This is a genomic window from Nitrospirota bacterium, from assembly GCA_016207905.1.
Classification (GTDB): domain Bacteria; phylum Nitrospirota; class Thermodesulfovibrionia; order Thermodesulfovibrionales; family JdFR-86; genus JACQZC01.
Genome location: JACQZC010000072.1, coordinates 1 through 12,493, shown reverse-complemented (window position 1 = coordinate 12,493; position 12,493 = coordinate 1). Strand labels below are relative to the sequence as shown.

9 protein-coding genes are annotated in these 12,493 nt (G+C 43.6%); all 9 read right to left on the bottom strand.

Going from position 1 to position 12,493, the window contains the following annotated elements; translation table 11 throughout:
* Positions 1 to 11 precede the first annotated feature (11 nt).
* Positions 12 to 605: a 4Fe-4S binding protein gene (locus HY805_08985; protein MBI4824344.1), complete on the bottom strand. Its 594-nt coding sequence runs from the start codon at positions 603 to 605 to the stop codon at positions 12 to 14.
* Entirely contained in the window at positions 602 to 2,491 is a 1,890-nt protein-coding gene (locus HY805_08980; protein ID MBI4824343.1) for an SLBB domain-containing protein, read from the bottom strand. The genes HY805_08985 and HY805_08980 overlap by 4 nt, the downstream gene beginning before the upstream one ends.
* The gene (gene nuoE, locus HY805_08975; protein ID MBI4824342.1) at positions 2,491 to 2,979 is read right to left on the bottom strand and encodes an NADH-quinone oxidoreductase subunit NuoE; all 489 of its coding nucleotides are present in this window, start codon (positions 2,977 to 2,979) and stop codon (positions 2,491 to 2,493) included. The genes HY805_08980 and nuoE overlap by 1 nt, the downstream gene beginning before the upstream one ends.
* 15 nt (positions 2,980 to 2,994) lie before the next feature.
* Positions 2,995 to 4,971 (bottom strand): anaerobic carbon-monoxide dehydrogenase catalytic subunit, encoded by a 1,977-nt coding sequence (cooS, locus tag HY805_08970; protein MBI4824341.1) that lies wholly within the window; start codon positions 4,969 to 4,971, stop codon positions 2,995 to 2,997.
* A 25-nt stretch (positions 4,972 to 4,996) separates the two neighbouring features.
* Entirely contained in the window at positions 4,997 to 7,195 is a 2,199-nt protein-coding gene (gene cdhC, locus HY805_08965; GenBank protein MBI4824340.1) for a CO dehydrogenase/CO-methylating acetyl-CoA synthase complex subunit beta, read from the bottom strand.
* A gap of 105 nt (positions 7,196 to 7,300) precedes the next feature.
* A complete protein-coding gene (locus HY805_08960) occupies positions 7,301 to 8,644 on the bottom strand; it encodes an acetyl-CoA decarbonylase/synthase complex subunit gamma (GenBank protein ID MBI4824339.1) in 1,344 nt (447 codons plus the stop codon).
* A 94-nt stretch (positions 8,645 to 8,738) separates the two neighbouring features.
* Positions 8,739 to 11,432 (bottom strand): hypothetical protein, encoded by a 2,694-nt coding sequence (locus HY805_08955; protein MBI4824338.1) that lies wholly within the window; start codon positions 11,430 to 11,432, stop codon positions 8,739 to 8,741.
* Positions 11,429 to 12,079, bottom strand: coding sequence for a hypothetical protein (locus tag HY805_08950; protein MBI4824337.1), 651 nt, complete (start codon positions 12,077 to 12,079; stop codon positions 11,429 to 11,431). The genes HY805_08955 and HY805_08950 overlap by 4 nt, the downstream gene beginning before the upstream one ends.
* 10 nt (positions 12,080 to 12,089) lie before the next feature.
* Positions 12,090 to 12,493, bottom strand: a 404-nt coding sequence (locus HY805_08945; protein MBI4824336.1) for a hypothetical protein, incomplete at its 5' end; no start/stop codon positions are given.

Sequence of the window (12,493 nt, the reverse complement as noted above, 5' to 3'; positions counted from 1 at the left end):
AAAATTTCAAATCAGACCTTAGTTAAAAACCCCTTTTCGGTCTTAACGGATATAATCTCTATAGCGATTGTGGGGCATACCTTTATGCAGTCCCCACACTTTGTGCATCGCCTCTGTCTTATCTCAAATGGTAAATACCCGCTCTTATAAGACAGTCTTTTTTCGCCTATTATTGCATTGTATCTACATGCCTCCTGACAAAGCCCGCACATTATACATAGTTCAGGGATAACCCTGTATTCGATGAATGCCTTACATTCCATAGAAGGGCATCTTCCTTTCAGGTGCTCAGTGAAATTCCCCTCATTAATCCAATCGAGCATGTATTTAGCAGTATCCTTACCTTTTTTACACATAGAGGCATCGAGCATATAAGAGGCAATGCGCTTGAGGCTAAAGAGGTCTGAATCGGTCCCACTGCCTGAGACAATATTTTTAAGCCTGAGCCTTGCCTCATAAGTGCCCATAGAGCATGGAAAGCACTTGCCACACATTGGGCCAGAAAGAAACTCCTCTATGTAATAAAGAGACTTTGAAAGAGGACACTTCATTGCCTCTGCCTCTTTCTTTATGTCCTCTGTCTTTTTCTCTTTTATCTCTGTCATTCAGCCTCTTTAAGAGCCTTGCTCTCAAGCCCTTTGTTAATCTTAACTGCGCCAATCGGGCATGCAAGATAGCATGCCTTGCATTTTGTGCAGTAATCTTGGTCTATAAAGAATCTGTCTTTTGTCTCTTTCACTGCATCATAGGTGCATGCCTCTTTACAAAGTCCGCAGAGAAAACACTCCTCGGTATCTATAACGAACATTCCGAGTCCTTTACAGACCTTTGCCCTACAGTATTTGTCCTTTATATGCTCTTCGTACTCCTCTCTGAAGTATCTTAAGGTCGAAAGCACAGGGTTTGGCGCTGACTGTCCCAATCCGCAAAGGGATGCCTCTTTGATGTTTCTTCCTATGTCTTCCAGCCTTTCTATATCATCGGGAAGACCATTGCCTGAGGTTATCCTTTTAAGAATCTCAAGCATCTGGTATGTGCCTATTCTGCATGGCGGACACTTTCCGCATGATTCCGACTGTGTGAATGAAAGGAAGAACTTTGCGACATCCACCATGCATGTGTCCTCATCCATGACAACCATTCCGCCTGAGCCCATCATAGAGCCTACTTTTGTAAGGGAATCAAAATCCACAGGCATATCGAGGTATGCCTCTGGAATGCATCCGCCTGATGGGCCTCCTGTCTGAATAGCCTTAAACTTTTTATCTCCGATGATTCCACCGCCTATCTCGAATATTATCTCCCTTAGGGTGATTCCCATTGGGACCTCGACAAGCCCTGTGTTTTTCACCTTTCCTGTAAGGGCAAAGACCTTTGTGCCCGGTGAGTTCTCTGTGCCAATGCCAAGGAACCACTTTGCACCATTAAGTACAATAGGAGGCACACATGCATAGGTCTCGATGTTATTTAAGTTGCTTGGATAGCCCCATGCACCTCCTCCATGCTCTGAAAGCCTTGGAGGCCTTGGCCTTGGAAATCCTCTTTCGCCTTCGAGGGAGGCAATAAGTGCAGTGGACTCTCCGCACACAAATGCGCCTGCACCCTCTCTTATGTCTATTGTGAAATCAAGACCTTTTCCAAATATGTCTTTACCTAAAAGCCCTACATCTTCTGCCTGTTTTATGGCAATGCCAAGGTTTTTTACAGCCAATGGATACTCATGTCTTACATAGATAAGCCCATACTGTGCCTCAATCGCATAGGCGCAAAGAAGCATTCCCTCGATAAGGCTGTGCGGGTCTCCCTCCATTATAGACCTGTCCATAAAGGCTCCGGGGTCTCCCTCGTCCCCATTGGCTAAAACGAACCTAATCTCCCCCCCCGTCCTTTTGGTATGTCTCCATTTCTTTCCAGCAGGGAATCCCGCACCGCCTCTTCCACGAAGATTTGCCTTATCTACCTCATCTAAGACCTCATCAGGACTCATAGAGCTTAATGCACGCTCCAGTGCCTTGTATCCGCCAACTGCTATGTAGTGATATATATTCCTTGGGTCTATCCTTCCGTTATTTCTTAATGCAACCCTAAGCTGTTTCTTATAAAATGGTATATCTACCATCTGTGGCACAGGCTCTGAAAGAATGTCTTTTCTATAAAGCCCCTGCCTGTAAGGAAGGTCTCCAATAACCGTATAATTAATCAGCCATGGTGCATGTTCCTTTTTAATCCTCTGATAAAAAATCCCCTGTGGCTCTATGCTCATAACAGGGCCTTTCTGGCACAAGCCCTGACAGCCTGTCCTTACAATATCTATCTCGATGCCTTTTTTCTTTGTCTCATCGTCTAATGCATCTATAACATATGCCGAGCCAGTTGCAGTGCATGCAGTGCCTGTGCAAACCCTGACTCTGGGCACCTCGGGCCTGAATGTCTCTTTCTTCAGCCTTTCTCTTAATGCCTTCAGAGCTTCTATACTTTTAAGTCTTTCCATCACCTTCTTGCCTTTGCTTTCTCCATGACACTAGCAACCTTTTTAGGTGTTACCTCTCCAACAACCTCCTCGTTTACTGTTATGACAGGTGCAAGCCCACAACAACCAACACAGCCAACTGTTTCAAGTGTCACCGACATATCCGCTGCAGTCTCACCTTCTGCAATACCGAGTCTCTCAGTGAGGGTATCGAGGATCTTCCCTGCGCCCCTTACATGGCATGCAGTGCCCATGCAAACGCAAAGAATGTTTTTTCCTCTTGGCTTAAAATAAAAATGCTTATAAAAAGATGCTGTGCTATAGACATCAGAAAGAGGTATTTCGAGTTTTCTCGAAAGTGCCTTAAGTGCCTCCTCTGGAAGATAGTTATACTCTTTCTGAATCTCCTGAAAGGCATGTATGAGAAGCCCTCTTTTTTTCTGCCATTCTGTAAGGACTTCTCTAACCCTTCCGATTTCTATATCTACATTTATATCTTCTACTTTCATCGAGCCTCCTAAGCTCTAATATATCCCTATATGTGGTTTTGCGGCACGCTCAATCTCTCTTCTTGCTGCCATATCCATAAGAACTCTTTCTGTCCCAAATCTGCCTGGCTCGTATTTTCTTAGCTTTAAAGCCTCTCTTGCCTTGTCAATGTAGTTTAGGGTAAGGGAAAGCATCTTCTCAGGGTCAGGCTCGAAATGAAGTGCTCCACGGAACCTTTCAAACCAGACCTCGGTCATTATCTTAGTAACCTCCTCGGATGCACCAACAGGAGAATCTCCTCCGAATATCACAGGCACACCCGATGCCGCAAAATAACAGCCAATGGCAATTGCCTTCTCGGACATCCATTCAGGAGCAATGCCAACAGCAGGCATGCCTCCTATCTCATCGGATAGCCCTCCTTCGGCTGCCATTGCAGTGGCAATCGTAAGAATCCTCGAGTTATCCACGCATGCTCCAAGATGAAGAATTGGAGGAATGCCTATTGCCTCACAGACCTCTCTTAAACCTTGTCCTGCCTCATTGAGAGCCATCTCAGGCGTAAGATACCCGGCTGTTCCACATGCCGCAGAGCCACAGCCAGTTGACACTATCAGCACATCGTTCTTTATAAGCTCTACTGCAAGAAACCTGTGAATCCCTGTTGATGGCACACGCGGATTGTCGCACCCTGCAAGACCAACAACACCCCTTATCCTTCCTGCAGTTATGGCATCGTTAAGAGGCCTGAAAGACGCTCTCCATCTTCCGCCTTGCATGTATTCTATGTATTCATGGGAGAAACCTGCTATCACAGGATACTTTTCGGTTACATGGCTTCCAAGTGTTTTCCTATTCGGAAAATTCTCTATCGCCATCTTTATTATCTTAACAGCTGTTTCTTTAGCCTTATGCTCGTCGTATTCCACATGAACTGCACCAGGTATCATTGCCTTCGAAGAGGTCGTTATTAACTTCGTGTGAAACTTCTTTGAAAGCTCCCCCAATGCAGGCATTATGCACTGAACATCAACCACTATGGCATCAACGAGTCCTGTCATAATGCCAAGCTCCTGATTCGTAAATCCACCTGCAGTCGGTATTCCATGTCTCATCAGGACCTCATTGGCAGTACAGCACATGCCTCCAAGGTTAATGCCCTTTGCACCTTTTGATTTTGCATATGCCATAAGCTCAGGGTCTCCTGCAATATCTACAATTATCTCTGCAAGAGATGGCTCATGTCCATGGACAACTAAGTTTACCTCGTCTTCCTTGAAGATTCCAAAGCTTGCCTCTGCCCTTACTGGCTTTGGAGTTCCAAAGAGTATGTCTGTTATGTCTGTGGAGACCATGCATCCGCCCCATCCATCGGCAAGAGCAGTTCTTAAGCCGTGTGTAAGGAGATGGTCAGGCTCATGGTCAACACCAACCGATGTCCTGTGCATTGCCTCTGCAATCTCCCTATCAATGCCTCTTGGGACTATGCCCCATTTCTTCCATCTCTCCTGTGTCTTTTGAGGCGCCCTCTTTATGAAATTAAGCTCTCCTTTTTGTCTTCCAAAGTCCTCAAGCAGTCTTAGGGCAACATCCCTTGCCGTGTCAAGAACAGCTCTGCCGTTTCCAAACTCTATGCCTAAGATTTCAGCAGTCCTGTTTAGCTTTTTGACATCGGTAATTCTAAAGTCCTTCACCTCTCCAGTGGCAACTGCAAGAAGTGTAAGTGCCATATCCCTTGCATGGTCTGAGTGTGCGGCTGTTCCAGCGGCTATCATCCTTACGAGGTTTCTTGCCGCAACCGTAGGAAGGGTTGCTCCGCATACACCTCTTGCCTCTTCCTCTGCGTTTTTCCCAACGAGTCTGCATGGTCCCATATGGCAGACCTTACAGCACGCACCCTCTGCGCCTATTGGACAGGGTTTGAGCCTTTCTGCCCTTTCAAAGCAGGTCATAATGCCCTGCGCCTCACCCCACTCTATAATCTTTTCAGCCGCACTGTTTGCACTCTTTATGTTCTTTTCCACAATATCCTCCTTACTAAAACATAGGTTCCATCTCAAGTGCCGGATGCCCAACGCTTGAAAGGAACTCAAGCAATTTCTCCGAGTCCTCTGCTACAGACTCATCTGCTATCTTATCCAAAAGGTCAAGGACCCCTTCTTCCTCAGCCCTTTTTTGAAATTCCTCTTTAAGGCTCTCCTTGAGGTTCTTTGTCATCCATACGATTCTTTTTATTCCTCCGTCTCCATGAAGGAATTTCTTGCTTACTATAAAATTTCTTCCAATGCCCATAAACCCGGGGTTCTGTGTCCCTCCGCCAACAGAGCCTGCAAGTGTGGAGAATTTCATTCCAGCAGGAGTCATACCCGTATGTCCTCTCTGAACAATCATCACTCCGTTTGCCTCAGGGACTATTGCGATTATGCACTCAAAGCATCCGCAGGATGTCATGGGGTTTTCCATTATGGTGTAGAGGTTAAGTGTCTCTACCGCGCCTCCTGATGCCTTCTTAAGATACTCGTCTATTCCTGTATATCTGCCATATCTTGCATCCAAAAGCCCGCCCTTTGTGATAGGCTGATTTCCGCCTGTCGGGTCTATCTCGAATGCGGCTTTACAGTCAAGCCAGTTATATGCACCGCAAAGACCAAGCCTTTCAGGTGAGATAACACACACATGGCTTGGGGCAAATGACTGGCATAAGAGGCATGAATAAAATGTATCCACTGCCTCATCTACAAGCCCGCCGAGCCTATGGTCACGCTCCTTATAAGAGTGTCTTGCCTCCTCCTGAACCTTAAGCACATCTGCCTCATCCGTATATATGGTTACCTGAACCTTATCCACGATTGCCCTGAACCTGTGATGTGTCATTGTCGTCATTATATGTCCTATATGCTCAAGCGTAATGCCCTCTTTTTTTGCATTATGATTGATTCTTATCCAGTTTAGATCACGCTGACCCATATGCCAAAGCCCTTGTGCCTCGTTTATGTTATGATGAATTTTTCTTTCTATAACCGATTCGAAATCCGTTTGCATCTTCCTGCCTGCCACATCTATGACAATTCCCAACGGCATCTGACCACCTTTTTCGTATCGTTCCTGCCAGCCATTGCCTATGACAGTAACCTTTCCGTCTTCTACTTCTTCAAGCTCCCTCATCCTTACCCATTCAAATGCAGGTGTTCTCTGACCTCCAAACTCTATGAACATATCCTCTTTTCTGATTCTTTCGCCCTCAAAAGCAGGACCATATGAAACAGGAATAGGAGGTTTTTCGATTGTAATCTTTAGCCCCCTGACCTCAATTGCCTTTTGGACAATCTTAGAGTGCTCAAACTCCTTGTCAACCTCCTCGTATATGCAGACACCTGTTGGATGTATAACAGGTATGTCGGTGTCCGAAACAGCAGGGAATCCCATGTTTATAGCACCTGCACCAGTAGTCCACTTTATGTCATCGAGCTCGCCCAGTACTAGTGCAAATGCAAATACCCTGTCTTTCTGGTATTTAAGATGCCCCTTATAGTCTCCGGGCTTTTTTCCACCGAATATGAGGGATGCCCTTATAGCCCAGTCTAAGGCATAAAGTGTGTGCTCTGTGTCAGGACCAAGAGGCACTATCCTTGTGTCCCAGCCAAGCTCAACACCTCGTCTCAAGAGCTGTTTTGTAACTGAATTTCCATTTACATGTCCTGATAGGAATGTCAGGATGTTTTTTTCCTGAAGCTCCCTTATGATGCTCAAAGCAATGTCCTCGTTAGGTGCCGCACCTATAACAGCCGCAAAGCCAGGCATTGTTCCATCAACAAGCTGGATGCCTAAGTTTCTCTGTATGGTATCTGTTATAAACCCATTATAAACATAGCCTGTCTCAGGGTCCTTTGCAGGCTCAAGACCCTTAATATATTTCAAAGCAAGTATTATCTCCTCTGCAAAAAGAGTTGCCATTCCCGAATCCAGTGCCTCGCCAAGATAAGGTAGATAAATGCTCTCCTTTGGCTCAGGATGAAGCATTTCCTTTGCATATCCAAGAGCAACCCGCATGTCAGAAAGGGTCTTTACCGGAAACCCTGTCATGGCATATACCATTGGCAGATAAAAAGCAGTGTCCGGGAACTCGAATGCATAATCATTCCCCTTTTCGGATATAACCTCATCGAGCATGACCTCAGCCTCCTTGACAAGCCCATTGGCTCCTCTTATAGCGGCTGAGGCTATTGTCTTAGACATCCTGACCTCCTACTAAATATAAGGAATCGCATTTTTTGCCATGTGCAAAAAAAAACGCTCCTTTTTTATTTTTAAACATTTCTCTATACATAATTAATCAAACCTTTACGCCGCCCTCGACTTTAAAAAGGCAGGCAGGGCATTTGCCTCTCTCGGCCCAACAGTGACCTTCCAGCCCTCTAATTTATCCTCTATTGCACCGCTTAGGATTGCAACATAGCCCGGAATAATAAGCTCTCTATGACTCATCTCGCTTTCGATGCCTGATTCCTTTATGAACTGCGATATCTTTCCTGCAGTGAATTTCCCTGCTGCCCATGCTGTAAGCACAGAAAGCCCCTCACAGTCCATAACAGCAAGCCTCGAAGGAACCTTGCTGTTTTCCACCTCGCCAGAGACTATAAAATATGTAAGAGAAAAGTTCGTCGTTATAAGAAGCGGAGAGTCAGCCGAAGGCTCCCCTAACTTGTATATCTTCTGCTCAACCTGCATAGGCACCTGAGGGTCTGTGTAGATGTTCTGTCTCATAGTGAAAAGGGCAAGATTCTTCCACTTCTCTATACTGCTTAAAACCACTATGGATGAATACTTTGCTACGCCTAATGCACCTAAAAGTGCCTCGAGCATGCTGTCTTGCCTCTGAGCAAAGGTTATCACAGGATACCCTAAAGGCTTAAAGTTTTTCTTTATAGATGCTCTCCTAACTATTGTATTTTGTTCAATTATTCCACCTGCTTTTCTTGCCCCTCCATCTATGACTATATCTTCAATTCCAATGGATTTTGCCTTTTCAGTGAGTGAGACAAGCTCATCGAGGCTATTGGCAGATACACCCAATGACACCTTAAACGAGTTTGCCACCTTTGCCATTTGCTCTATATTTTTTGGATTTGCTCCAAAGAGTATGGGCTTTTTATCCGAAAACTGGTTTAAAGCCGATTCACCTGCAACCGGGTCTTCTGTGGATATGATTACAGGGACATCAGGGGCTTTCTCTTTGATGAGTTTTGAGAGGGACTCTAAGGCAGAGGGGTCTTTTGACTCGTTATTGATGAGTATTCCGTCTATTCTTAGCTTCTGTCCCACCCTATCTATCTCTGATGTAAGCACACCCTCTATAGTTTTAAGGACATCTCCCTCGCTCGATGTATCTTTTATCTCAACTACGAATGCACAAGGATTGACGAATTTCTTGTCGTGCCTGAAAAGAACGGTCTCCTCGCCCAATTTAACTGCCTTAGCACCTATTCCAAAGGTTATTTGCCTTATAGGAGGTGCGGATGCCTCTCCGAGAAGCCTTTTTGCCTCCTCAGAGACATCAGGGCAGGAATCTAAGGATGCCTGTCTTTGAGCCAACTTCATTGCAAATGCAAGACATGTTGGATAGCCGCATTTTTTACAATTCGTCTTTGGAAGAAGTTTAAATATGTCAACGCCTGTCAATGCCATCTTCTAACCTCCATATAAATCTTGAATTATATAAAAATTTACACGCTTTTCACAACTTTTTATTTACAACTTACCCATCTATTGTCACCCCGTCCTACGGTAACCTCATGAATGTTATATCCGAGATACCTGTGTCGTCAAATGGCACTGGCATTTCCATTATAGGGCTTCCATAGTCAGCAAGGTTACACCCCAAAAACTTTGGATATGCATAAACCTTCCTTGTCTGCGCATTTAATACAACAAACATAAATGTCTCATTATTTTCATTTATCAGAAAATACCCAGGAAAGCCATCGCAGAAAAATCCTCCCTGAGATAAGCTATATGACCTGTAACTGCCAAGCCCTATACTGCTGCCTGTTTTTCTGAGAAGCGATGTCTTCATCTCATAATTTCCCACATTTATACCGGATACAAAGGTAGCATATCCCCAACTATTTCCCCACGAATCTGTGTAATGAATTTTATATGCATAGTCATCTTTTGAAAGTGTTTTAATCGCATCGAATCTTAAACTCCCAACCTCAGACGGAATACCTGCGGCATAATAAGCACCCCAATAACAAATATTGCCGAAATAGTAATGGAGGTCTGTCGAAGAAAAAGTAGTACCAGACCAAGTAACATCCCTCGGAATTAATCTTTTTGTAATTATGCCGCTTGCAACAGGCGTCAGATTGTCATTTATAAATATGCCCTTTTCATAAAGTCGGCTCTCATTTCGGCTTAGGTTGCATGTGTGGGTGTATGTTATTGGTTGCTCATGATATTTTTCAGTTATTGTACAAGTGTATGTATGGTCCGAAATCCAATTGGCATATGCCATATAGCTTCCCATTATATTGATTTCTGTGCCATCGTTTGAGATATAAAGGTCATAAGGATACTTCTTTATAGTGTCGTCCTTTATGGTAACTTTCACATCTCCCACAAAAGACCTGTCTATATCAGAAGTATTTTCGGACATATTGAGAGGCTCATAATACACTACAGCTTTTGAAGGCATTTGGGATTGATGTTTCATTCTCTTAGCTTCGCCCTCATATATGATTTCTCCATCAGTCAATTTATATAAATGAACTACGCTATCAAGCGAACCCTGAGCTTGAGTTAAAACCCCAACGATAAAAGGATTGCCCTCTGCGAATCTCGCCTTGATAAATGTCTGAGTGCCAAGTTCTGCAGATATGTCCTTTTCGTAAGTATTATTCCCTATAGTAATGGAAAGTTTTTTAGATTCCCCGATAGAAACATTTAATGCCGCAGGCAAACTCACTTTTGATTCGGATAAAAGGCTTACTGCCACAGCACCTTGCTCTTTCCCTAATCGCCCTTTGTATACGAGCCAGAATTTTTTGTTCTTTGCATTTTGTGGTATAGGGTTGTCAGTAAAGGTGAATGCCAAACTAAAAGGAGAAACATTTGAGCCTTCTGCCATCCCTTCAGAGACTCCCTTGATGACGATATACTTAGCCATAGCCACTTCATTGGATTTACCGTAAACAGTTTTTCCATTAAGCGTGTATTCGTATGTTATAACTGCCGTTCCTCCTATCATGTCCTCATTTGGGGTGTTGTTTTGGATTTTCAAGCGGATGTCTATTATTTCGAAGGAGCTGTTTATCAAAGAAGTAGCATTCACCGCACTAATCCTTCCCCTGAAGAAATAATCTAATAGTCCTGCTGAGTAGCCAACGGCGCGGGGGATGAGGAGGGAGGCATAGTCACGGTAGACATTTGCATCGAGAGCAGGCTTTTCGGAAGCTCTAAGGAATTTTGCTAATGGTGAGAAGTATTTTGTTACATAATCCTCAAGCAATCCGACAGTTGCCAAACGATAACCTGTCTCTCCATCTCTGACCTTTTTATAATACTCCCTTAGAACCGTCCTTGATGAATCTCTTGGGTCTGGTATTGAATAATTGGCTATTTCAACACTGTTCCAGCTGGGAAAAGGAAAATCTGCGAAAATTGTACCTTCACTAAAGAAGTTGGCATTGGAATATTCGGAAATCCCTATGGCTGAAGATGCTGTTATATCTGGATTAGTTCCCATATAATATCGGTCTGTATCCATCAACTTTGCTATAGGGACTGGAGCTAATGAATGTTGTGGAAAACGCAAAATTGATTTATCGTAGCCTGTGGCATTACTCAGCCAAGTATTAAATGTGCTTGGCTCCTTTAGTCTAAGTTCTTCAACCCACTTCTCATAGTTATAGATTATATGTGCGTCATCCCTTGTATGAGCAGGGACCGAAGCATCCTGAATAAGATGCATCAACTGTCCTATGCCCCTGAATGTTTTTGCAAAGTTTTTCTCTCTGGTATTTTTGTCGGTTGAGGTAAGTGCCTTGTAGAAATAATCCCTCACATCATGCCATGAGTAATGCCCTCCTGGGCCTTGTGTCCCTAAAGGCTTCTGAGCCCACAGGATAGAAGATTCTCCCCATATCGAATCCTTAAGACCTGCCTTGTCCCATAATTTTAAAGGATTATGAAAGTGATTCAAAGAACGGATATATGGAATCGTCCATGGCGGACTGTCCTCATAACTGCCACCGTCTTTTATTAACCTAGAAATTTTCTTTCCATTTATTTCTTCGTCTTTTCCTTTTATAAAGCCTAAATTATTTTTTAAATAGCCATCCAGGGAAAATCCACTAACGGGGGTAGAAGAAATGTGTTCATTAATCGCTTCATGGGTTTCTACTTCTAAAGGATAGGCGGAAGGTATATTAAACAATAAAATTAATATAAGAAATATAAGTTTAGTTCTAATCATTTTTCCTCAATTTTGTAAAGGTTTCCAGCAGGTTCTTTGTAAATAAATTCCCATTCTTCCCTTATCAATCTTATAAACTGTTTCTGCTTTTTCCAATCACTCTCTTCACCAAAAGGATCGACTGATACCATCCGTCTCTCTTCCAATGTCTTCACCCCTTCAAGCTCCACAATACCGATTCTCCTTGGTCTTTCCCCATAGCTCTGTATTTCTGGTATCCATACAGGCCAGTCCTCTATAGTTCCCGGCTCCTTGCTGAAGAACTCTCCGGGACTTATGGCAGGCTTATACCCAGGCTTCCATATCAGAAAATCTGTACCACTACCCAGTGCAAAGGGATAAATGAGCCTTGTAAGGGAGGAAATAAAAAACTCTCCTTTGCTGTCAGTTAAAGCCTCCTGAACATCTATAAGAGTTTTATGAGATGCAGTCGGACCTAAATAGTTAGCGTGATATTGTGCAACCGCCACTGCACCCTCTACAGGCTCTTTAGTCTCTGCATCAATCACCCTACCCTTAAATGACCTCTCATGGAATATAATCCAGCCCCAGCCAGCAAAAGCCTCTACTGCTGTGGATAATAGAAGAAACATCACAAAAATAATCCCTGTAACCAGAATAAGTTTTTTACTTAAAAGATTCTCCATAATTAATCCCCTAAAAAGACCTTATTTTCCATAGTCCGCTTTTGTCCCTTACAAATAACAGGTAAAAAGAGTATTCTTTGCCGTTTCTGAATGTCCTTATATCATATTCTGCTAAATCCTCTGTAAGCTTTATAAGCTTGATGTCGGTAAGTTCTTGTGTTATCTGGAGAAGGAACGAAGAAAGGGCAGAAAACATTTCTCTGTAGGCATCCTTTGAAAAGTCATCGAAATAGAGTGTCGCACTATTGACATCACCGTTTGCCAGATCTCCCCTCATCCTCTCCCATATCCCTTTAAGAAGGTTATCCATCTCTGTCTTTGAAAGCACAGTGATTGCAATCACATCAGAATAAATATTGCCTTGAGTGTCTGTTACATACAGAGTCGGATAAAAGATTCCTTCTAAGGTATATG